Source organism: Bacteroidota bacterium (assembly GCA_016713765.1).
GTDB classification, from domain to species: Bacteria; Bacteroidota; Bacteroidia; order AKYH767-A; family 2013-40CM-41-45; genus Pollutiaquabacter; species Pollutiaquabacter aromativorans.
This window is the reverse complement of sequence record JADJON010000001.1, coordinates 1889421-1912722: the sequence shown is the minus strand read 5'-3', so window position 1 is coordinate 1912722 and position 23302 is coordinate 1889421. Positions and strand designations below refer to the sequence as shown.

Annotated in this window: 22 protein-coding genes; 10 read left to right on the top strand and 12 right to left on the bottom strand. The window is 54.7% G+C overall.

Translation table 11 applies throughout. From position 1 onward, the window contains the following. Nucleotides 1-4: 4 nt before the first annotated feature. Entirely contained in the window at nucleotides 5-784 is a 780-nt protein-coding gene (gene mazG, locus IPJ96_07285; protein ID MBK7910152.1) for a nucleoside triphosphate pyrophosphohydrolase, read from the bottom strand. Between the two features lie 85 nt (nucleotides 785-869). Here mazG and IPJ96_07280 point away from each other — a divergent pair, with 85 nt between their 5' ends. Beyond that, nucleotides 870-1334 carry an SRPBCC family protein gene (locus IPJ96_07280; GenBank protein ID MBK7910151.1) on the top strand — a complete coding sequence of 155 codons (465 nt, stop codon included), beginning with the start codon at nucleotides 870-872 and terminating at the stop codon, nucleotides 1332-1334. Here the strand turns inward: IPJ96_07280 and IPJ96_07275 are convergent, their stop codons facing one another. From IPJ96_07275 to IPJ96_07260, 4 genes are all read right to left on the bottom strand, one after another. Continuing rightward, on the bottom strand, nucleotides 1335-2921 hold the full coding sequence (locus IPJ96_07275; GenBank protein MBK7910150.1) for a DUF1501 domain-containing protein: 1587 nt from the start codon (nucleotides 2919-2921) through the stop codon (nucleotides 1335-1337). It lies immediately after the preceding gene. A 4-nt stretch (nucleotides 2922-2925) separates the two neighbouring features. Further along, the gene (locus IPJ96_07270) at nucleotides 2926-4623 is read right to left on the bottom strand and encodes a DUF1800 domain-containing protein (protein ID MBK7910149.1); all 1698 of its coding nucleotides are present in this window, start codon (nucleotides 4621-4623) and stop codon (nucleotides 2926-2928) included. Nucleotides 4624-4918: 295 nt separating this feature from the next. After that, nucleotides 4919-5305, bottom strand: coding sequence for a Co2+/Mg2+ efflux protein ApaG (apaG, locus tag IPJ96_07265; protein ID MBK7910148.1), 387 nt, complete (start codon nucleotides 5303-5305; stop codon nucleotides 4919-4921). Between the two features lie 319 nt (nucleotides 5306-5624). Beyond that, nucleotides 5625-7535, bottom strand: a complete 1911-nt coding sequence (locus tag IPJ96_07260; GenBank protein ID MBK7910147.1) for an ATP-binding cassette domain-containing protein — start codon at nucleotides 7533-7535, stop codon at nucleotides 5625-5627. 109 nt (nucleotides 7536-7644) lie between these two features. On the opposite strand from IPJ96_07260, the gene mscL reads away from it, so the two are divergent. The 9 genes from mscL to IPJ96_07215 all read left to right on the top strand — a co-directional run bounded on the left by mscL (nucleotide 7645) and on the right by IPJ96_07215 (nucleotide 16384). Beyond that, on the top strand, nucleotides 7645-8058 hold the full coding sequence (gene mscL / locus IPJ96_07255; protein MBK7910146.1) for a large-conductance mechanosensitive channel protein MscL: 414 nt from the start codon (nucleotides 7645-7647) through the stop codon (nucleotides 8056-8058). Between the two features lie 84 nt (nucleotides 8059-8142). After that, nucleotides 8143-9099 carry a DUF3078 domain-containing protein gene (locus tag IPJ96_07250; GenBank protein MBK7910145.1) on the top strand — a complete coding sequence of 319 codons (957 nt, stop codon included), beginning with the start codon at nucleotides 8143-8145 and terminating at the stop codon, nucleotides 9097-9099. Nucleotides 9100-9228: 129 nt separating this feature from the next. After that, nucleotides 9229-9606, top strand: coding sequence for a fluoride efflux transporter CrcB (gene crcB / locus IPJ96_07245; protein MBK7910144.1), 378 nt, complete (start codon nucleotides 9229-9231; stop codon nucleotides 9604-9606). A 99-nt stretch (nucleotides 9607-9705) separates the two neighbouring features. Further along, on the top strand, nucleotides 9706-11166 hold the full coding sequence (locus IPJ96_07240; protein MBK7910143.1) for a hypothetical protein: 1461 nt from the start codon (nucleotides 9706-9708) through the stop codon (nucleotides 11164-11166). A gap of 69 nt (nucleotides 11167-11235) precedes the next feature. Further along, nucleotides 11236-12522, top strand: a complete 1287-nt coding sequence (locus IPJ96_07235) for a T9SS type A sorting domain-containing protein (protein ID MBK7910142.1) — start codon at nucleotides 11236-11238, stop codon at nucleotides 12520-12522. After that, on the top strand, nucleotides 12497-14011 hold the full coding sequence (locus tag IPJ96_07230; protein MBK7910141.1) for a GIY-YIG nuclease family protein: 1515 nt from the start codon (nucleotides 12497-12499) through the stop codon (nucleotides 14009-14011). The genes IPJ96_07235 and IPJ96_07230 overlap by 26 nt, the downstream gene beginning before the upstream one ends. Then, on the top strand, nucleotides 14008-14565 hold the full coding sequence (locus tag IPJ96_07225; GenBank protein ID MBK7910140.1) for a redoxin domain-containing protein: 558 nt from the start codon (nucleotides 14008-14010) through the stop codon (nucleotides 14563-14565). The genes IPJ96_07230 and IPJ96_07225 overlap by 4 nt, the downstream gene beginning before the upstream one ends. Beyond that, nucleotides 14547-15923: a cytochrome c gene (locus IPJ96_07220; GenBank protein ID MBK7910139.1), complete on the top strand. Its 1377-nt coding sequence runs from the start codon at nucleotides 14547-14549 to the stop codon at nucleotides 15921-15923. The genes IPJ96_07225 and IPJ96_07220 overlap by 19 nt, the downstream gene beginning before the upstream one ends. Next, nucleotides 15920-16384 (top strand): GNAT family N-acetyltransferase, encoded by a 465-nt coding sequence (locus tag IPJ96_07215; GenBank protein ID MBK7910138.1) that lies wholly within the window; start codon nucleotides 15920-15922, stop codon nucleotides 16382-16384. Before IPJ96_07220 ends, IPJ96_07215 begins: the two co-directional genes overlap by 4 nt. A gap of 4 nt (nucleotides 16385-16388) precedes the next feature. Here IPJ96_07215 and IPJ96_07210 read toward each other — a convergent pair whose 3' ends face one another. From IPJ96_07210 to IPJ96_07180, 7 genes are all read right to left on the bottom strand, one after another. Then, complete coding sequence (locus IPJ96_07210) at nucleotides 16389-17318, bottom strand: sensor histidine kinase (GenBank protein ID MBK7910137.1); 930 nt, start codon at nucleotides 17316-17318, stop codon at nucleotides 16389-16391. A gap of 164 nt (nucleotides 17319-17482) precedes the next feature. Then, on the bottom strand, nucleotides 17483-18178 hold the full coding sequence (locus IPJ96_07205) for a response regulator transcription factor (protein MBK7910136.1): 696 nt from the start codon (nucleotides 18176-18178) through the stop codon (nucleotides 17483-17485). 86 nt (nucleotides 18179-18264) lie between these two features. After that, a complete protein-coding gene (locus IPJ96_07200; GenBank protein ID MBK7910135.1) occupies nucleotides 18265-20250 on the bottom strand; it encodes a tetratricopeptide repeat protein in 1986 nt (661 codons plus the stop codon). Further along, nucleotides 20247-20801 (bottom strand): GNAT family N-acetyltransferase, encoded by a 555-nt coding sequence (locus IPJ96_07195; protein MBK7910134.1) that lies wholly within the window; start codon nucleotides 20799-20801, stop codon nucleotides 20247-20249. Before IPJ96_07195 ends, IPJ96_07200 begins: the two co-directional genes overlap by 4 nt. A 111-nt stretch (nucleotides 20802-20912) precedes the next feature. Further along, nucleotides 20913-21707, bottom strand: a complete 795-nt coding sequence (locus IPJ96_07190; GenBank protein ID MBK7910133.1) for a diaminopimelate epimerase — start codon at nucleotides 21705-21707, stop codon at nucleotides 20913-20915. Continuing rightward, on the bottom strand, nucleotides 21704-22603 hold the full coding sequence (locus IPJ96_07185) for a hypothetical protein (GenBank protein ID MBK7910132.1): 900 nt from the start codon (nucleotides 22601-22603) through the stop codon (nucleotides 21704-21706). Before IPJ96_07185 ends, IPJ96_07190 begins: the two co-directional genes overlap by 4 nt. Before the next feature lie 4 nt (nucleotides 22604-22607). After that, nucleotides 22608-23138: a hypothetical protein gene (locus IPJ96_07180; protein ID MBK7910131.1), complete on the bottom strand. Its 531-nt coding sequence runs from the start codon at nucleotides 23136-23138 to the stop codon at nucleotides 22608-22610. Nucleotides 23139-23302: the final 164 nt, after the last annotated feature.

The window sequence follows — 23302 nt, the reverse complement described above, 5'->3', positions numbered from 1 at the left end:
CCGATCAGCGAGGGCTATCCGGTAATTGCTTGGCTTCGTTCCAGTACACGTCCATCTCGGCCAGTGTCATGTCGCTGAGATTCCGTCCGGCAGTGCGGGCGGCTTCTTCGATATACTGGAAACGGCGGATGAACTTTCGGTTGGTCCGCTCCAGGGCCTCTTCCGGGTTGATATTCCGGAATCGCGCGTAGTTGACCAGGGCGAAAAGGATATCGCCGAATTCCTCCTCTGCCTTTGCCGTGTTACCGGCATCCGCTTCGGTTCTGAACTCCCCGAGTTCCTCTTCGACCTTTTCCCACACTTGTTCAGGCTTCTCCCAATCGAACCCAACACCTCTTGCCTTTTCCTGGATACGCATGGATTTGATCAGCGCTGGAAGGCTGGTCGGCACGCCGTCCAGTACAGAGGTATTTCCCTCTTTCAGTTTCAGCTTTTCCCAGTTGCGTTTCACTTCCTCTTCGTCCTGAACCTTGACATCACCGTAGATATGCGGATGGCGGTGGATCAGTTTCTCACATTGCCCGTGAATGACCGAGGTAATATCGAAGGCGCCCAACTCCTCCCCGATCTTGGCATAGAAAACGATGTGCAGGAGGATATCGCCCAGCTCCTTCTTGATCTCCGGAAGGTCCCGGTCGATGATCGCGTCCGCCAGTTCATAGGTCTCTTCAATGGTCAGGTGGCGCAGCGATTCCAGCGTCTGTTTCTTGTCCCAGGGACATTGAGCGCGAAGCTCGTCCATGATGGTGGCCAGTCGTTCGAAGGCCTCGGCGCGTGCGGTCATAGCGGATTTCAATCGGCTTTGGTAACAGGGACAAGATACTGCATCCCAGGAACCTTTTTAGGCGCCGCTTGTTAGGGTTTCCGACATGAGTGTACACCGATTCAGCACCACCCAAGTGCTACCGCTTTCGCTGGAAGCGGCCTGGGAATTTTTCTCGACTCCGCGCAACCTGGCCCGGATCACACCGCCGGAAATGAACTTCCGCATCGTCACGCCCGACCTGCCGGACAAAACGTACGCCGGACAGATCATCGCCTATACCCTGACGCCGGTCGCGGGTATCCGCGCCGGTTGGATCACGGAGATCACGCATGTCAAGGCGCCGCACTTCTTCGTGGATGAACAACGAAAGGGCCCCTACCGGATGTGGCACCACCAGCATCATTTTCGTGCGCATAAAAGCGGCACCGAAATGACCGATATCGTGCACTACGAGATTCCGCTTGGAAAGCTGGGTGATGCGCTCAACGCACTCTACATCCGGAACAGGATACACGGCATTTTCGAGCACCGTAGAAAGGTGCTGGAGCAGCTCTTCCCGCAAAAATGATCAGGGCACAATGACCATGTTCGCCACCTGGGCGATGGGGCCATTCTGCAAACAGGCGTAGTAAACACCCGGAGCGAAATGCTCGTTCTCGAACCACACCTTGTAGGTGCCGGCGGATTGCTCCGCATCCACCAGGTTCTTGATCAGCTTACCTTCCGGCGAAAACACCTGCACGCGGGTATGACCGCCTTGCGTGGTGTAGGTGATGTAGGTACTGGACGAGAAGGGATTCGGTGAATTGGATATCAGTTGCAACCCTGCCGCCTGATTCAACTCGTGTATGCCGATGCCCAGGCAGGCCGACGACTTGATGATCGGTAACGTCTGGTAATTGTTGAACAGGATCGTCTGCAGATCAGTTGGAGGCACGCAGAACCAATCCTGGAGAATGGACGCGTACACGGACCGGAAGTCGTATTGCATCGGCAGGTTGTTGTTCGATCCTGCCTGGTAAGGGATGACCGGACTCGCTCCCACGATGCCGCTTTGCACCTGCTTGCCGAATACCAGCACCGGTGCGGCCGCGCCGTGGTCGGTTCCGAAGCTGGCGTTCGACTTGACGCGACGTCCGAATTCGGAATAGGTCATTCCGACCACACGATCTTCGATGTTGAGGAACGCGCAATCGATCTGGAATGCCAGGATCGCTTCCGATAGCTGACGCAGGAGGTCCGCATGGGTTCCGATGGAAGTGTCTCCGTCTTCCGTCTGACTTGAATGGGTATCAAACCCGCCGATGCTGACCATGTACAACTTGGTCTTCAGACCGCCGGCGACCAGCCGCGCAACGATCTTCAATTGATCGGCCAGGTAGTTGGTACCCGGAGCCGGATAGGCGGTCGCCTGGGTCGGAACGCGCGCTGCCGCCGCTTCGATCACGGACTGATAGGCACGGGTCTGACGCGCGATACCCCGAACATAGGTCAATTCATCGCCTGCCGGCGTATTAGGTGCCGGATCCTGAACACCGTTGATGATGTGGTAGAAATCATCCGGGTCGGTGACCGACATGCCCATGTAGGCGGCAGGTCCCATGAGCCCAAGCGATACGCTGGAACCGATCTGGATGGCCAGTGGATCCGGCATTACGGCGTTGGGGTATCCGGTCGGGAAGTTGGGATACTCGTAGTTGAGGTAACGGCCCATCACACCCGAGGTCAGCACCTGGTCGGAATCGGATCCGGTAAGCCAGATGTCGGTCGCGCGGAAGTGCGAAAAATCCGGGTTCGGGTAACCGACACTCTGGATGATGTTCAGCTTTCCGTCGTTGTACAACTGCTGCAAACCGACCATGGACGGATGCATGCCGGTAAGGGTGGTACCGTTCAACAGAAGGATGCGGTTCGCGAGGGGCAGGATGTTCTGCCGGGCCCGCGTGAGGTTCGCATACTGATCGAGCGGTATGATGGTATTCAAGCCGTCGTTGCCACCATTGAGCTGGATCATCACCAGCACATGGTCGTTGTCGGTGGCGCTGATCGCCTCTGCCAGTGGAGAACTGGCGAATGCCTTCAACGGCAAACCGTTGAGTACGGCGGGCACAACGGCCGCGGGGATGGCGGTACGAAGAAAATCTCTACGCTTCATGCTGTCAGGAAAGCTGGTATTCGGAAAGGTCCATGATATAACGGTAGAACGTCTGCAGACGCGACTTGACAGTCCCGTAGTACGTGGGGTTCGTCGGGTCGTTCATGTAGTTGTCCCAGGCATCGGACCAATAGTACGTCTGGGTTTGTCCGCTCAGCAGAATATTCAGGAGGTAATTGATGACCGAAGGTGATGCGTCGAAGAAGTAGTGCAGGCGCAACACTTCATCGATGAGCGCTACCGGATCGGAAGGGTTATTCATCGTGGCGGTGTAACCGACCACATCGATGTTGACGCCCAAGCCTCCGGTGGTCTGTGCATTCCCGGCCATCTCATCGCTGACTTTGTTCCGCCGCGGCAAGGTGTCCGTGTTGATCCACATCTCGTGGAACATCGGTGCCTGGTAGTACATAGGCCAGCCGGCCACCGAGGGCGGATCACCGATGTCCTGCTGCATGCGCCCGGCCTGGTCGACGATGCTGCTCCAGAAGGCGTACTTCGAAGGAACCGTCGCCGTCGCCGGTAGATCGGCATTGAAATCCCGGCAAAGTCCTACCACGAAATCGATCGGCGGCTTGATTACACAGCCCTGGCTGAGCATATCGAAAAAGTGTTCGCTCTTGAACAGGGTCGACAAAGCGGCGCTGATATCGTAATTGTTTTGGCGCAGAATGGCGGCCAGTGGCTGGATCACATTCGTTTCGGTCGTAGCGTCGATCTTATAATACACGAAGAAGCGATACAGCTTCCGACAGATGAACAAGGCGACATCGTTGCGCGCGAAGATCATGTCGAGCAGGTCGTCGACTTCCTGTGCGCCGGAAGCGCCGGCACGTCCGGTGATGACGCGGTTGCTGTAGAATGAGCTGAAGGTCTTGCTGCCGGTATCGTGCCGGGCGGGATCAAATACTGACAGGTATCCATTCGCTGAGACACCATTCACCAGGTCATTCGTCCAGCCGGTCAGTACACGCGCCGCTGCGACCACATCGTCTTCGGTGTAGAGTGATTGTCCATTGGCATCTTTTCCGATGGTGAACAATTCCTGCAGTTCGCGCGCATAGTTCTCGTTCGGAGCCGATGCCGTGCTGCTGTCGCCGTTGAGGTAGTTCAGCATAGCGGCGCTGATGGTGACTTCCCGCGTCAGCGTCTTGAAGTTGCCCAGCGCGTTGGCGCGCAGCATCTGCAGGTAGTTGTAACAGAAGGTGGACTGGCTAACTACCCGCATCTCAATGACGAAGTGGTTGTACCAGAACAAGGTCATCTTCTCCCGTAAACTGCGCGGCTGATTGATCATCAGTCCGACCCACCAGGCTTTCAAGCCCTCGCGTCTGCGGATGCTGATGTTGCCGGGGCCTTCCGTATCCGCGGTACCGGGCCAGGGTTGCTCCGGTCCGACCAGCGGATCCTGTGCATCGTTGTAGTAATGGTTGACAGGAGGCGCAGGAGGCGTATAGGCAGGATGATTGATCCGCTCCAGTAAGGTGTCGACCGAAGCGGAACAACCCAGTGAACGGAAGTAGACGATCTCCGCTTTCGGAGCGCCGAATTGTGTCCGCCGCAGCAGGTGCTTGACCTCCTTGTCGGTCCATTGACCGCTGTACGGAGTCAAGCTACTTGCGGACAGCGACGCGCCCTCGCCGTAGCCCGGCTCGGTCAGCACGTCCTGAAATGAAAGGGAGAGGAATGAACGACGATCCATCTTCACGATTTCCTGAACAACTTTTACTGTAGTGTCCAGATAACGATACAATGAACGGGGCCGAATTTGGGAGCGGAATGAATAAAGCCGGTTAGCTGAAACCCGCTATTGACAGGTTTTTCAACAGGTCGAAGGCTGAAAAGCCGCATTGGGGGCGGATTTCAACGAACACCTGTTTAACATTTCCAAAACGCCCCCCGATGGCGGCTGTAAGAAGTTGCCGAAGATCATCCGGACATGACGAAAAAAGGCCGCCCTTTCGGAGCAGCCCATGGCGTGTTGTTGATCAGGAATTTCAGTTGAGCTTGTACGGTACGATCATCTGGAATTCGGGGATGCGGACATAGAATTGCTTCTTGTCGATCAACCGTTCCATCAGATACGTACCGTACATCTTGCCGAGTTCCGAGTCGAGGTTGCAACCCGACACGTACTGATAGGATTCACCCGTCCCGAGGATCGGCAGTTCGCCGACCACGCCCTCGCCTTCCACTTCGCGGTTGGTGGCGCTGGAGTCGATGATGAACCAATGGCGGCGCCGGAGCTGCACCGAAAAATCACTGTTGTTGGTGATCGTAATCCGGTAAGCGAAAACGTACTGGTTGAGCAAGGGATTGCTCTGATCCGGCCGGTAGAAGGTCTCCACACTGACTTTGATTCCGGAGGTTACTTGTGTGATCATAATGGTTCGCCTTGGCAAGCAAACCAAATGTAAAAATCAGCATGTAAATCCGGAAATGTATTTGACCAACGTCGCCGGAGAACGGGTGAATGACGGGACGCAATGGACTAGCGTCATCCGATAAAAAAAGGGCTGAATGGCCTCAGAATGACCCGAACTGGCAGAGCAGGAAAAACAGGATACACAGAAACAGGAAAGCCTCCAGGAAGGCCGAAAGCCGCGTAAAACGCAGGATTCGGCTTCGTTGAGGATCCCTGCCGGAGTCGGCAGTTCGGGATCGATGTTGGAAAACCATGCGCAGGTTCACGCAAGTTAGGATTTATTCCATCCCGGACAACTGCTCGAAGAGTTCCTCCCACTCCCGCGTCTTTGCCTGAAAATCGGCGTCGATACGGTTAAAACGGTCGAGGTGATCCTGGAACTTGCCGGGATCGCTGTATACTTCCGGGCGGGCCAAAAGGTTCTCCAGTTCATGACGCGACTGCCGGAGTTGTTCGAGCTCCTCTTCCAGTTTGTCGAATTTCTTCTGTGTTCGCTGACGCTGCTTCTTTTCCTCGTCACTCCGCTCCAGCTTCGGTTTTTCGACCTTTTGCTGAACCGGCTGCTTTTTTGCCGCAACCGCTTCGGCCTTCAACTGCCGCGTCTTCCACTCTTCGTACTCCTCGTAGGACCCCTCGTAGGTACGCAAATGCTGGTCCTCGATCCACCAGATCCTGTTGGCTACGCAACTGAGGAAATGGCGATCGTGGGAAACGACGAGGAACGACCCTTCGTAATCGTTCAAGACATCCACCAGCATGGAAACCGTCGCCATGTCGAGGTGGTTGGTCGGTTCGTCGAGCAGGAGAAAGTTCGCCTTTGACAACAACACCTTGGCTAACGCGATCCTCGCCTTCTCTCCACCCGACAATACGCTGATCTTTTTGAACACATCGTCACCCGAAAAGAGGAACGAGCCAAGGATGCCCCGCAATTCGGATTCCTTCTTCTCCGGAGCGAACGACTGCAGCTCGGTCAACAGGTCGTTTTGCAGGTGCAAAGACTCCAACTGATGCTGCGCATAAAAGGCGGCATCTACATTATAGACCGTCTCGGCTTTCCCGTCGTAAGGTTCACTGCCATTGATCATCCGCAGGAGCGTGGACTTCCCTTTCCCGTTCGCACCGATCAGCGCGATCTTATCGCCCCGGCGGATCATGGCCTCGGTATCGTGCAGGAGGACATTATCGCCGAAGCGCTTGTCCTGGATGATCAAATGCGAAATGATCTTACCCGGCTGTCGGGCGGCATCGAAACGGATCCGGATGGTGGGAGCTTCGGAATCCACCGCCTCCACCTTCTCCATCCGTTCGAGCATCTTGATACGCGATTGCGCCATGCTGGCTTTGGAAGCCTTCGCGCGAAATCGGTCGATCAACTTGTTCTGCTCTTCGAGGAACTTCTGCTGATTGCGGTAGGCTGCTTCCTGCAAAGCGAGGCGTTGCGATTTCTGGTCGATGTACTCGGAAAAATTACCCGAATAGAGCGAGATCTTTCGCTGGTCGATTTCGGCGATCTTATTGACAATGCGATCCAGGAACCAGCGGTCGTGGGAAACCACGATCACCGTTCCCTGGTAACTCTTCAGGTAGTTCTCCAGCCATTCGATGGATGGAAGATCCAGGTGGTTGGTCGGCTCATCGAGCAGCAACATGTCCGGATCGCGCAGCATCATTCTCGCCAGCAGGGCGCGCATCCGCCAGCCGCCGCTGAACTCCCGAAAGGGTCGTTCCAGATCGCGGGTGGTGAAACCCAAGCCCTCCAATACCGTCGCCGCGTTTTGCCTGAACTGGTAACCGTCGATCATCGCGAAGCGCTCCTGTGCATCGTGCAATTCATGCAGCAGGGCTTCGTTGTCATGTTCGGTTTCCAGGCGATGGACAATCCGATGGATCCGCTCGTCGAGTTCGAGTTGCTCGGGAAACGCTTCCAGCGCGACTGATAACACCGAGTTCTCCGTGTCGTAGCTGAGCAGATCCTGGTTGAAAAAAGCGATGCGGAGTCCCCGCATTTTCTGGAGCGTCCCGGATTCAATGCTGTACTCTTCGTTGATGATCCGTAACAAGGTCGATTTACCGGTCCCGTTTCGTCCAATGAGTCCGATCTTTTCACCGGGATTGATCTGCCAGGAAGCGCCATCGAGCAAATAACGTCCACCGAAAGCGAAGCGGACTTGGTGCAGGGTAATCACGCCGCGAATTTCCGAATATTTAGGCGTTATGCATAACGATACTTCAAGCCGCTGATTTGACTCGCATAAAAAGACTTCTTACTTTCAACCTGACCAAAACACCACAACCATGGGACTCATTTCAGAATTCAAGGATTTCATCAACAAAGGAAACGTGATCGACCTGGCCGTCGGTGTCGTGATCGGCGGAGCCTTTGGGAAGATCGTCAACTCGTTGGTGTCGGATATCATCATGCCGCCCATCGGGCTGCTGATCGGTGGAGTTAATTTTTCGGAGATCAAGCTGACGATCAAGGAAGCCGCGGTGGACGCCGCCGGTAAAGCCATCCCGGCTGTCAGCATCAACATCGGAAACTTTATCCAGGTATTGTTCGAATTCACCATCATCGCCTTTGCGATCTTCATGGTCGTCAAGGCTGTCAACCGGATGCGCAAGGCCGATGAACCAGCTCCCGCTCCACCTCCCGGACCAACTAAAGAGGAAGTACTCCTGACCGAGATCCGGGACCTGCTTAAAAAGTGATCAACATCAGTAGAAAAGGAGGCGTTGGGAATGTCCACCGCCTCCTTTTTGCTTTTCTTTGCACCCGCTAAAACCAACGAAAGAATGAAACTGCGAAACATCTATTTTACGCTGATATTCAGCACATTAACCATCATCACCTTCGGTCAGGCTACCGACGTTAACAAGATCTCGGCCATCACCGGCGACACCTTAAAAGGAGCTGCTGCCTCCGACACATCCTGGAAGACCGGCGGATTCATTGGCATCAACTTCTCTCAGATCAGCCTTTCCCACTGGGCACCGGGTGGCGATAATTCCATCTCCATCGCCGCCAATGCCAACGTTTTCGCAAACTACGCGAAGAACCGTACCCAATGGGACAATAACCTGCTCCTTGCCTATGCTTTGTTGAAGAACGGCACCGATCCTTTGCGAAAGAACGACGACCGCATTGACTTTACCTCCAAATTCGGTTATCGCGTCAAGCCGGAGAGCAAATGGTTCTACAGTGCCATCCTCAACTTCAAGAGCCAGGTAGCGAACGGTTATAACTACCCGAACGACTCGGTGGTCATCTCCCGATTTCTCGCGCCAGCCTACCTGACGCTTGCGCTCGGTATGAACTACAAGCCGGTCGACTATTTTGAGGTATTCTTCTCCCCGGTTTCCTCCCGATTCGTCATCGTGAACGACCAGGACCTGGCCGATCTCGGCGCCTATGGCGTAAAGGCCGCGACTACCGACGCCAACGGCAACCTCAACAAAGGCACCGGCGAAAAAGTACGATCCGAGTTCGGCGCCTACCTCAACATGAACTTCAAGAAAGAGATCTTCGAGAATGTGACCCTTGCCTCCCGTCTCGAACTCTTCAACAACTACACCGATGAGGACGAGAATAACCGGAAGAACATCGACGTCAACTGGGAAACCGGCTTATTGATGAAAGTGAACAAATTCCTCACGACCTCCTTCATCGCAACCGTCGTGTACGACCACAACGTCATCCAACGGACCCAATACCGTCAGATCCTGGGCGTAGGCTTCGGTTACAAATTCTAATCAGTACCCTGATCTTTTTAAAACCCCGGCAACTCACCGGGGTTTTGCATTTTATAACCTCATGTGGGCACTGGTAAACATCGTTCGTCAAACTATTACCTTGGCCTTGCCATCTTGCCCGATTATCGCATGAACAATGTCCTGCTGTTAGCCCTAGGAGGTGCCATGGGCACTATCGCCCGCTATGGTACCGGTTTGTGGATCAACCGGACGCTTGAGCAACCACTCTTCCCCTGGGGAACCTTTGCCATCAACCTCACCGGCTGCCTGGTCATTGGCTTGTTGGCCGGCATGAACGAACGCAATCCTTTTGAGGTATCGGCGCGATTGTTCCTCTTCACCGGCTTACTGGGAGGATTCACTACGTTCTCCGCATTCGGGTTGGAATCCGTTCAACTGATCCGGAACGGTCACTGGCAACTGGCCGGGCTTTATGCCGGCTCCTCTACCTTAGTAGGGATCTTGTTCGCGTATGCGGGCTACCGGCTGACGATGGGCGGGCGATGAACCATTGTGTTTGATTAGGGAATTGAACATCCGATTGTGATAATTCCGTTCACATTGCCTCCTGGAATGCAATAGTCCCCGGTAACTTTACGGGATTGCATGAGATCACCGTTTCTGCTCGTTTACCTTGCTTGCTGCCTGCTGAGCCTGCCCCGATCCACCGGGCAGTTGTTCCGACCGCAAGCCAGGTTTTCGGATAATGCCGCTGGTGTGACCGTCATGGCGCGTCACCCGGAAGGAAAGATGGTGATCAACGGTGACCGGGATGGCAACCTCTATTTCCGGGATGCAAGCACGGGACAGGTCTTTCGTAAGATCAAAGCCCATCAGTCGCCTGTCAACACGCTTTCGTTCAATTCGAACGGACAACTGCTGATCAGCTCGACCTTCGACGGAGAGATCCGCATCTACGATTTTCAGAAGGACAATTTCGTTCAGTCGATTTACTCTCCGGATTACGCCGGTATCCGGTTTGTCCTGTTCAGCATCGCGGATGGTTTCATCTATTTCAACAGCAACAGCCGACTTTACAAGACACGGTCCGATCTTACCCAAAAGGTGGATCTGATCCGCCAGGAGGACGACACCTTGTACGACGCGGTGATCGCTGCCGATCGCAGCGCGGTCATCTATTCCAAAGGCCATAGCCTCCACGTGCTGAACACACGATCGGATCTCTTACGACAGGAATTCAGCCCAGGGCCTTTTCCAATCCGGTACATGAATTTCCTCAACGACACCACCCTGGTCACCTGGAGTGACGACGGCACACTGGCATTTTGGAGTTTCCGGATGGGGCAACTTGCCCTGAATCCGACTTCCTGGATGAAAGCCGGACTACCCTGCAGGATGGCCTTCTCCTCCGATGGCAAATTCATGGCGACGGGCATGGTAGGCAATTGGGCGAGGGTCTGGTCACCCCAGGAACGTGCGATCTTTCAGGAACTTTTCGGTCACCAGCAAACGGTGACTGCAACCTGTTTTGGCAAGAACGATCATATCCTGTTCACCGGGAGCAACGACCGGTCCGTGCGTGTCTGGTCACGTGAAGAAAACAAGACCAGTCCACCCGACACCAATCCGGTTCCGCCGCCCCTTGTTGTCGATACTACGCCGCTTACAGTCAAGCCGCCCGAAATCGACACTGTTCATGTTGCACAACACGAGCAGGTGAAAGCCGTTGAAGTAGCGGATAACAATATCCCGAAATCGCTGGGGGGCCGGCAGGTCATCAGTGCAGGTTCGATTGAAGTGAATTCTCCCACCCTGACGATCTCCGTTTACGACAACTCATTCATTGACGGTGACACCCTTTCACTCTATTTCAACGGCAAGTGCATCCTGGACCACTACGGGGTCGTGAAGCAAAAGCGGATCATTCACTTGCAACTGGAACCCGATATCAACAATTACCTGATCCTCTTTGCGGAAAATCTGGGCCTCCGTCCGCCGAATACCGCCGCCATTTTGGTAAATGATGGGAAAACCGACCGTTTTTTCAGGCTTTCTTCTGATATGAAGGTTTGCAGCTCCCTCAATTTCACCTATAACAAAAAATAAGGGCGACCTCCGGCCCTTCGGCCGCTTTGTCTTATTTTGCGCCTGCTTTACCAAACCGCACTTATTATCATGAAAAGAACCATTACGTTACTTTCTTTCCTCCTCCTGGTCCTGGCGATCCCATCCAAGGCGCAATGGACCGCTATGGGCAGTGGATTAAACGGCCGCATCCGCTCGCTGGTCGTGTACAATAACCAGGTTTATGCCGGTGGCACCTTCACGGGTCACGTTGCGGTCTGGAATGGCTCCACCTGGTCTACGGCTGGCGATGGCCTGGGCACTGCGGCTACCGATTCGGTCAACAGCCTTTGCGTTCACGGTGGTGTACTCTATGCAGGTGGTGTTTTCACTGCATCGGGAACGGGCACTACGGTCAAATACATCGCGAAGTTGAATACCGGCACCAACAAATGGGAACAAGTCGGTTCGCAGATCAACAATTTTGTACGTGGACTCTACAGTGACGGCACGGACCTGTATGCAGGCGGCGCCTTCACGACTCCTTCGTCGACGGTATCTCGTATCGCCAAGTTAAGCGGCGGCACCTGGGTACAGGTCGGCGATCCGAGCGCCTTGACGGGTTTTGTGAATACCATCGTCAAGTTCAATGGTTCGCTATACATCGGCGGTGGTTTTGCCGGTTTGGTCGCAAAGCTGAACGGCAGCACCTGGACCACCATTTCCGGCGTTACCGGAACGGAAGTCAATGCACTGGCAGTATTTGGCAACCGCATTTACATCGGTGGTAATTTCAACCAGTACCTCGTAACCTATAACGGTTCCAGCATCGGCACCGCATTCAACACCGTCAACGGTCGTGTCTGGTCGCTGCTCGCCCTCCCGACGCGGATCTTCGCTGGAGGCTCCTTCACTTCCTCCCCTTCTACCGGTGCTTCACTTCCGCACTTCCTCTTGTATGATGGCGCCAGCCCGTTCACTGCCTTAGGCAGTGGATTCAACGGAGATGTGTATGCCTTCACGAATTTCAATGGAAAGATCGTAGCAGGTGGCGGTTTCACGACAGCAGGCGGCGTATCCGCCACCAACGTGGCCATCTCTGCCCAAACGATCGATGTTCCGGAAACCGATGCGGTCGTTGCGCACGCGTTCTATCCGAACCCGATGATGGACCGCTCCGTATTCGAGCTCGAGACGCGTGAAACGCTCGTCCAACCAGCCGTCCAGATCTACGACGCGTCCGGACGCCTGGTCCGCTCTCTGGAAACTGACATGGAGATCAACGGGAACCAGCTTCGGGTGATCGTACTCCGCGACCAACTCACCGCCGGTTACTATTTACTTTCGGTATCGGACAATGGTCGCCCGGTCTATGCCGAGCGATTCCTGGTCAGGTAATACCTGCCGTAAACGGCACAACAATGAAAAAGCACACCGCCCGGTGTGCCTTTTCATTTACAAGGGCGGCCACTTTCGTATCTTCGGGCTGCTGAAGACCGTGCGCTACGCCATTTTAGATATTGAAACGACCGGTGGAAACGCCAACACCGACCGGATTACAGAGATCGCCATCTACCTGCACGACGGTGAACGCGTCGTGGATGAATTCGTTTCCCTGATCAATCCAGAGCGAAGGATTCCTCCTTTCATCTCCCGATTGACCGGCATCGACGATTCGATGGTCGCGGAAGCGCCACGCTTTTTCGAAGTGGCGAAGGATATCGTGAAAATGACGGAAGGCGCGGTAGTGGTTGCCCACAACGCCCAATTCGATTATTCCTTTATCCGGGAAGAGTACCGCTCGCTGGGCTTCACCTTTTCCCGTGATTACCTCTGTACGGTCCGGCTGAGCAGAAAACTGTTGCCCGGACACCGCAGCTACAGCCTGGGCAACCTCTGCGAGCGACTCGGCATCACGATTGAAAACCGTCACCGCGCCGCCGGGGATGCCCTCGCCACCGTCCGGCTCTTTGAAATGCTCATCGCGAATGACCGGAACGGCGACATTCTCAAATCGGTCAAGAACGATTACCTGCACCTGCGCTTCCCTCCCAACATCGACCGCAGCCTGTTGGACAAATTGCCGGAATCACCCGGCGTCTATTACCTCCACAACGAAGACGGGTCGATCCTGTACGTCGGGAAGAGTAACAACATTCGGAAGCGAGTCCTCTCCCATTTCGTGAACAAGCAGAACCGGAAAGCCCTTGAATTGCGTAACGCCATCCACGATGTGACCTTCACCGAAACGGGCAACGAACTGATCGCGCTCCTGTTGGAATCCGATGAGATCAAAAAGCTGCAACCGCGTTTCAATCGTGCCCAACGACGGACCTTTTTCCGTTTCGGCATCATCAGCGAAACAACGGAGGCCGGCTACTTTCGGCTGAAGCCGGCACGCGTCAATGCGAAGGACGAGCCCCTGGTGGTTTGCGGATCGGCGGAAGAAGCGCGCACCATGTTGGAACGGCTTTGCCGGAAGTTCCAGCTTTGCCAGAAACTCTGCGGCTTGTACGATATCCAACACGCCTGCTTCCAGCACAGCATCGGTCAATGCAACGGCGCCTGTGTAGGAAAAGAATCGGCCGAGGCATACAATGAACGGGTCGAATCCGCCATCGCGAGCCTTCGCCTGCAACATCCTAACTTTTTCCTGTTTGGCCGGGGAAGAACAACCGGCGAGCGTTCGGTGGTGCATGTGGAGAACGGTCGGTACCGCGGCTTCGGCTACGCGGATGAAGGGACGGGGCAGCTACTCGACGACCTTCGATCCGTCATCACCCTGCGCGACGACAACCGGGACATCCAACGGATCCTTCGGCAACAACTGATGAACACCTTGCCCAGAAATCTCCTGATCTATCAGGACGAATTGAGGTACGAATGAGATTGTTGTTGATCATCGGTCTATGGCTTCCGATTTGGGCTTCGGCACAGTCGGTGTTTCCTTTGTCGCTTTCCGATCTGAAGGATCATCCTGCCACTTACCGACCCGCACAGGATGCTAAAGGCGTAGCTATTGTATTTTTATTACCCGATTGCCCGTCGTGCCAGTCGTACAGCAAAACACTGAACGATCTCTATCGCGAGTTTCAGCCGCAGGGACTTGAAGTGATCGGTGTATTCCCCGGCAAGTACGCCTCCTTTTCCGAAGTGGAAGTATTCAGAAGCGACTTCCGGATCGCATTTCCCCTCTTCGTTGACAAGGACCAGGGGCAAGTGAGAAAGGTCGGAGCTGCCGTCGCGCCGGAAGTATTCTTGTTCGATCGTCAGGGTCATTCCGTCTATTCGGGAAGGATCGACGACTGGATGGTCGCACCCGGGAAAAAACGACTGCAGATCCGAAATCACGAACTCCGGGACGCCATGAAAGCGCTCAGTGAAGGAAGAAAAGTCAGGGTACCACGCACGATTCCCATCGGATGCATCATCGAACAATGACCGCTTTCCGCTACCCCCTATTGGTCTTTTACGTCCTGGCGCTGTTTGCCTGCAACCGGTCGGAGCAAGTCGAAAGCCGGGAACTGACCTTCAACGACTCGATCGCACCCATCATCTTCAGGAACTGCAGCCCATGCCATCGTCCGGGCTCCGCCGCTCCATTCAGTCTGCTGTCCTATGAGGATGTGAAGCGTCACGCGCGGACGATCCAGTTGACCGTCAGTAACCGCAGCATGCCGCCCTGGCCGGCTGACCCGGAGTACACACATTTCCGAGAAGAAAAATGGCTGAGCGACCGGGAGATCGAAGCGATCAATGCCTGGCTCGGTGCCGACATGCCGGAAGGAGATCCGAAAGATCTGCCGGCCGCACCGGTATTCACAGCGGGAAGTGCCTATGGAAAGCCCGATCTCGTCGTCAGCATGCGAGCGCCGTTTCCCCTGCCAGGCGATAACAAGGACCGGTTCATGATGATGAAGATCCCGATCGAATTACCGCAAGACACTTTTGTCCGCGCCATCGAGATCGTTCCGGGTAACAGGAAACTCGCGCACCATATCAACGGTCACCTCATCGTCTACCAGGCGGGTAAAAAACGTGACATCCAAGGAGGAAAGGAATATGTTGATACGGAAATCATGGACAAGCACAGCGCGTACCAGGCGCTGGACCTTCCAAACGACGATGGATCCTACCCCCTGCTGATCCCGTCCGTCACGAATTACCTGCCCGGCGTTGAGCCGGTATTGTATCCTGATGACATCGGGGGATATCAACTGAGGAAAAAGACCATCCTGCTACTCGACAACATCCACTACGGTCCCAGTCCCGTCGACACGAGCGACCTCAGTCACTTCAACCTGTTCTTCGCCCCGCGGCCTTCGAAGCGTCCAACACGTGATTTCATCCTGGGCACCAGCGGAATATCCCCCATCATCCCGCCACTCGTCATTCCACCCGATTCGGTTACCCGTCACACGACGCGGTATACGCTACCTGAAAAGATCTCCCTCTTATCCGTAAACCCGCACATGCACCTGCTGGGGAAATCGTTCAATGCCTACGCGCTGACCCCAAGCGGCGACACGCTACGCATCATCTCGATTCCACGTTGGGACTTCCGGTGGCAATATGTTTACACCTTCAGGAAACCCCTCGTAATTCCGGCCGGCAGCACCCTGGTTGCCGAAGGCGAATTCGACAATACGGAAAATAATCCGCTCAACCCATTCCACCCACCGCAGACAGTATCGGAACGCGACGGCAGCATGCGGACGACCGATGAGATGTTCCAACTGATCGGAACATTCTTACACTACGAACCGGGCGACGAGAACCGGGATCTTTCGAAACAATGAGCCAGCTACTTCCCTTTACTCCACACCTCGTCAGTCCTGAGGATTCCACCAACTGGGAAAGGTATCTCGGTTTGCGTTATTCGATCTTGCGAAAACCCTGGGGACAATCACGCCAATCCACCACCGATCCGGGAGAAGACCGTTCGCTTCATTTGCTGATAGTCGACCATGATCAAGAAGCCGTAGCGTGCGGAAGACTGGAAATCATCGATGCGTCGCAGGCGAAGATCCGGTCCATGGCTGTGCGGGAGGATGCGCAAGCTCAGGGATGGGGACGGATCATCATCGAACACCTGGAAGCCCTGGCTGTTGAACGTGGATTAAAAGAACTGATACTGGATGCCCGCGAACCGGTGGTAGGATTTTATCTCAAGTTGGGATACCGGGATCTCGGACCATCCTATCTCCTCTTCGGCCTGATACCACACCGGAAGATGGGGAAGCAACTATACCAAGTCTAAAAAATCAGCGCGCCTTTTTGAGCGTAAACGTAAAGGTCGTTCCGATACCATAGGTACTCCGGACATTAATGACCTGCTTGTGCGCTTCCAGGATATGCTTGACAATGGCCAATCCCAGGCCCGTCCCGCCCTGCTCCCTGGATCTGCTTTTATCCACCCGGTAGAATCGTTCAAACACCCGTGGCAAATGTTGCGGTTCAATCCCGATGCCGGTATCGGTCACTTCGACCAGGATGTTCTCGTCCATGTCGTAAAATCCGAACAGGGTACTCCCTCCGTCCCGGCCGTACTTGATCGAGTTGACCAGCAGGTTGACCAGCACCTGACGTATCCTGTCCTTATCCGCGTAGACATAGACCGGTCGGTCGCTGCCTTCTTTGAAACCAAGGCGGATGTTCCGTTCCCGCGCACGCATTTCCAGCGAGTCGATGGCATCCTTGCACAACTCGTGCAGATCGAAGGTCCGCTGGTCCAGCACCAGTTCACCACTTTCGAGTTTGGATATGGCTTCCAGATCCTCCACGATCAGACACAAGCGATCCGCTGATTTGCTGGCGCGTTGCAGATAGTGCAGGTTGACTTCCGGATCGTTGATTCCACCTTCCAACAGCGTATGGATGTATCCCTGGATGTTGAAGAGCGGTGTCTTGAGCTCGTGCGAGACGTTCCCCAAAAATTCCCGTCGAAAAAGTTCCTGTCGTTTCAGTTGCTCGATCTCTTCGGTACGGTCCTTCTCCCAGCCCATCACTTCCTTGCTGACATTCCCAAGGATATCGGCGTCCAGATCGACGCGCTCGAGCGCCTTTTCCTTACTGTCTTTGAATGTACTGATCGTCTTATAGATCAGTTTGATCTTTCGATAAATGAATACCTCCAATAAATAGGAGAAGATCAGAAAGGTGGTGACAAAGGTGATGACAAATACCACCAACATACTCAACCAGTTCTTCTGAAAGTACGTGGAGACCGTGGTGACGTACTCGGCCGCCAGAACGACTACCGACGCCGCGAGGGCGGCGATCAACGCGAGTATGCGGGGTGTGGGGTTCTTCAAGCTACGTTCAATTGCCCCCCAAAGTACGAAAAGCGGCTTGTTGCTCAGAAATCAAATTTGTAGCCAATCCCTTTGACGGTTCGGATCAGTTCTTCGCCAAGCTTCTCCCGCAATTTGCGCACATGAACGTCGATCGTCCGGTCACCTACGATCACGTCATTACCCCACACACGTTCCAAGATCTCTTCGCGCGTAAACACCTTCCCAGGCTTGGAAGCCAGTAAGGCGAGCAATTCGAATTCCTTCCTGGGCAGCTCGATCTTTTCTCCGCCTTTTTGGATGAGGTATTGTTCGCGATCGATCTGCAGGTCGCCAATCGTCAACACCTGGGCCTTAGCATCCGAAGACGCGCCGGTAGGATCGTAACGACGAAACAACGCGCCGATCCTGCTAATCAACACCCGCGGCTTGATCGGCTTGGTGATATAATCATCGGCTCCTACATCAAAGCCTGCGATCTGGGAATAATCTTCGTTACGCGCCGTCAGGAACGCGATCATGGTCTTCCGGAACTCCGGCATTTCCCGGAGCGTCCGGCAAGTCTCGATGCCATCCATTTCCGGCATCATGATATCGAGAATGATCAGGTCGGGACGTTCCGTTTTGGCGATCCGAATGGCATCCCGCCCGTTTCCCGCCTTAAAGACCGTGTAATTCTCTTTTTTCAGGTTGTATTCCATGAATTCGAGAATGTCCGGTTCGTCGTCTACCAACAGGATCTTATACCGATGATCGCTCATAATTTCGTTTCCCGAAGGTACTCAGGCCATCCATTCGGCTTGTTAAGCGAATGTAAAGAAAAGATAAAGTCAGCGTTGCGGATATCTTAACGCGTACTGGTTTCCTGCAGCGCCTTTATCCTGATCCGAGCTTGTTGATTAGATGGTTCGAGCACCAGCGCGCGTTGCAATAAGCGTTTTGCCGCATGCACATCGCCCGACAATACCTGCGTGCCAGCCAGGTTGATCAGGGCCTGTACATGGTCCGGTTCGAGGGCCAGCGCGGTCCGATAACATCGCTCGGCCGCCTTCAGATCATGCAGCGCCGACAAGGAAAGGAATCCAAGATTCACCCATGCGGACAGGTGCTCCGGATTTTCGCGCAGCACGAACTCCAACTGCTCCCTGGCCTCTCCGAACTTTCCAAGGTCGATCAACACTGATGCCAATTCGTTCCTGAAATCCAGCTGTAGCGGCAGGAGTCGGATCGCGCGACGGAAAGCGGTCGCTGCCGCTTCCTTTAACCCGGTCTCGCGGTAAGCCACCCCGATACGGTAATCGGTCCAGGCCCGATTAACTGCCGTCAGCTCCGATTGTCCTTTCCCGTCATCCAACTCCGCCCACCGAAGAAGTTGCTGATAATCCTCTTTCAGGTAGGCCCATCGCACAAGCGAGGAAAAATTCCGTTGAACATCCGCAGGTGAAGCATCCGCCAACAAGGCACGGGCGCTATCCAGGAACTGACCGTCACGCGTGAACTTTTCAAACTGATTCAGGTAAGCGACCGCCCTGCTCCGCCGGTCCGGTTCCGGATTGTTGATACAGGCTAATCGTACGAACTCCCGTATTCGCTCCACCTCCCGTTTTTGCGCCGGCTTCCGGATGCGGTGGTCCGTCGTGACAACATGCGGAATATCCAGCGTGCCGTTCTTCGGCATGTGACAACCGACACAGTTATCCGCTTCACGATTCCGCTCCGTCACCGAGGCGGTACACTGCACTTTATCCCGATCACCATGACAACCATTGCAGGCGGCGTTGAACACTCCGCTGCCCGTTTCACGAACGCTCACATGGGGATTGTGACAAGTCACACAGGTCATCGCATCCTGATAGGGCTTCAGCGCTCCCTGCTTTGCTTCAGCCTGTTTGGCCGAAACTATATAACACCGGCTTTGCTTCATGCGCTCGGCATGGGAAGCCATGATGTGCGCGTCTTCATTGCCTTTGTAAACGGGCATGTAGATGTCCATCACATCCGACAATCGCATGCCGGGTCGGAAGTCACGAAAAGTTTTTCCGGGTTGCAACACCGCGTTTCCCTGGATATGACATCGCTGGCAGACGTCCAACTGCCGGTCGATCGACAGCTTCGCCGGATTTACGATGGAATAGTCGATTGCTACAGATGTATCGACCAATTCACCCAGGAGCTTCTTCCGGACGTGTTCGCCTCCCGGGCCGTGGCATCGTTCACAGTCAATTCCGTTCGGAATCTCCGTGTACTTCGTTTCCGATCCTTCGACAAGCGTAGGATAGGCATTGTGGCAGGAGATGCACTCAAACTCCAGCTTCCGGCTGAACCGGCTGTTGTGACCGTTTTCAAAACCCGGCGGGAGATCCCATTGACCCTTCTGTGTATAATAAGTCAAGGGTGCCTGATAGAGATAACCATTGACCTGCCGCAAGTGTGAATTCGTATGCTGTCCGGACCCTATGATGAAATCAATGCGCGCATCCCGACTGTAAACGGTATCCTTCCCGGACAAGCGGAACTCCAGCACATGCAGGGAATCTCCTCGCCAAAATGGAAAATAATGCAAGTCACGATAACGATCGAACACCGGTGCCTGATCCGGAAAACGCGCCGATGACTTCTGCCGACCGGCAACATCAAACGATTTCCCCATACCGGTTTTAAGAAACGACTCGTAAATGTCCGCGTGGCAGTTGCGACAGGTCTGCATGCCCACATAACGCACCGTATCGGAGAGCGCGGCATATGCTGGGGCGTCCGTCTTTTGTTCGTCCGGTGATGTGCAGGAGAACAGCAGCGTTACCAGAAGCAAAGTCGCTGCGGTCCGGAACATCATCCCTTACGGATCAATTGAAGCAGGTACTCATCGTAATACTTACCCTGCTCGTATAACCAATCCTGCTTCAATCCGGAAACCTCAAAGCCGAGTTTCTTGAAGAGCGCGACGCTGTTTTCGTTGTCCACCCGGACATTCGAATAGAATCCGTGCAGGTCCAGCATGTCGAATCCGTAGTCGATGAGCAGGTGCAAGGCCTCGGTAGCATAACCTTTTCCGCGATCGGCCCGGTTGGCGATCAAGACCCCGATGCCGGCCCGCCGGTTCTTGGGATCGAAATCGAACAGATCCACACAGCCGATGCTGCGGACCTCTTCCGTTACCCCGTCCTCTTCGTCGTAGTACCGAAGGTCGATCATCAGGCGCAACTGCTTGTTCGTGTAGATATCCTGGTGCGCCTGGCTGACGAACTCCTCCAGCACATAGCGTGAAAAGGGGGCCAACGTACCGCTGACACTCCAGATGGACGTATCATTCTCCCAACGGTAGAGAAGATTAAGGTCGGCAGGCTCCATGGCCCGCAATTGAATCAATTCACCGATCAGCAACATACCGGATTCCTTCGATGCCCAATTGGGCTTGCATTTGACACGACGAAAATAAGGAAGGGAATGCCTGTAGCGCTTCGCTCGCGCTCTTTTTTTAACCGGTTGTTGTGAACCTTATCGGGTATAGGTTCCCTCGAAAACCCGCTGCGCCGGACCTGTCAGCCATACGTTTGAAAAACCCATCTCCGAACGGTCGAACGCGACGGATAAGGCTCCGCCGGGTGTCATCACCTGCGCTTCGCGTGCGGAGGCCGGCAGCTGAGCCAGCGCGGCAAGGGTCAGCACTACGGCAGTCACTCCGGTTCCACACGACATGGTTTCGTCTTCCACTCCCCGCTCGTACGTGCGAATGAAAAAGCTGTCATTGACCGCTTCCACGAAATTGACGTTGGTACCTCCGGGTGCGAACTCCGGCAGGTTCCGGATCGAACGACCGTTCGCCACGACCGGGTAGCCGGCAAGATCGTGTACGGCTACGACAACATGCGGGGAGCCGGTATCGATGAAGTCGTAACCGTCTCGTTTCCGTGGCGCGGCTACATCCGACATTTTCAAGCTCACGAATCCGGGCTTGTCCGGAAGGAACATCGCTTCGTGATAACCGTCCACTCCGATGAAGCGGGTTCGCTCCCCGATGACCCCCAGGCTGCGGGCGAAGGCGACAATGCATCGACCACCGTTTCCGCACATGGAACCTTCCCGGCCATCGGCGTTATAGTAGACCATACGGAAGTCAGCATCCGGTGCTTTACGTAACGAGATCAGTCCGTCGGCTCCGATCCCGAAATGCCGATGACACAGCTTGCTGATCTCTTCTGTATTCAACTGATAATCGATTTCCCGTTCATCCAGGAGGATGAAATCATTACCGGTACCATGGTACTTCAAGAACGGAATGGATGGGATCATCGGTTTTCGCTGCGTGCGGCTTCCTGGGCGCGAGGATATGGTTGAAACGCTTCGGATTCCGACAAGATGAATAGTTCATTCCCGTACTTCAGGAGCAATCGATCATTGGAGCGCAGCAGGCTGACCCGATCAGGGGATTCGATGCCATAGAGGATCAGCTTATTATCAAGAAGACGATAACCGCGGTAATTGACCGGTGATATCCAGAACTCGGTAGCAATGGTTGGTTCACGGCTTTCGCTTTTTACGAGACCCGCAGCAGGGTTGAGTCGTTCCAGCGCCTTATCCTCGAGCGTTGGCGCGTTCTCCCCGGGCTCATCACTGGATACGTGGAGATCCATGGAGATGAGCAACTGGTCTTTCCTAACGACGATCTCACCCGCGGCGTCGTATATGGTATCCTTTCCCTCGGCGGTCTGCCCGGAATCGATGGGCAGGACCGACTCATCGCCCGTCTTCTCCTCCGCTGGCTCCACCTCCGTCGAAGGTTTGTTCGCAGGCGCCTTTGCGACAGGCGGAGCAGGGACGATCGTTCGTTCCTCCGCTTTCCGCTGTTTGAGCCAACCGAGGCGCAGGAATGCTTTGTCGGAATCGCTGTTAACACCCGTATAATTCCAGAGAACAATACCGGCGGTGGTAACCAGCAGGAAGGTGGCCAGTAGTTTCAAGCCGACCGGAACTCTTGGCTTTCGGTAGCGAATGCTTGCTTCGATTCGTGCCTGCAACTCTTCATCGGCCGCCTGTCGGATCCCTTCGATCATCAGATTGCGCAGGCTTACCCGGTGGCGAAACTCCACATCCTGTTCCAACTTGTCCATGAACTGCTGCAACTCGATGCCGCTGAGCGAGCCTTCGAGATAACGATCCATCCACCGTGCCTGTTCCAGAGCGTTCATGCGATCAGGTATCATTGCGTAAACGGGCTGACAGGATGCGCTCCATCAGGCTGCCGGCTTTCTCGACTTCCGTTTGGGCGATGACCGGATTCGAAAACTGAAATCGTGAAGCCAGTTGTTCGAAGTTCAGATTCTCCGCGTACCGTGCGAAGAGGAGGGCTTTGCTGCGTTCGTCGAGGATGGAGATGCACCGGGCGGCAACGATCCGATCCTCTTCCAGCACCTCATTCAGGTCACGCGCGTTCCTGGATCGTCGTGCTTCCCTGTTTTCCTTAGCGTACTGCCGAAGGACGTTGACGAGGTAACTGGTAATATCGGTCTGCTCCGCGACCTTCTTTTGCCGGACATCCCGGGCGAATTCGGTCAGGACCCCTGAAAAGACCCTCGGCGTCTCGCTGTCTTTGACACCGCGTGTCCGCAACAGCCTGCGGGCGGTGGAGAAAAAACGTCGCGCGATGTCAAACAAAGGCTCGTTGGAACCGTTGCGGATATTGCGGATGACGGCATCGTCTGACTTGCCCCGTAATGCGCTCATGGGAAGGCAAAGTTACGCCAAATCAGTCAGCCGGATCGTCGCGGAAGCCGCCGGGAAACTGAAATGTTGACAGTTTCATTAACAGTCGTTAACCAACACCTTAACCCAACTTAACCGCTCCATTCACCCTGATTTCATTCCTGTCAGTGGAAATTTGCTGGCAC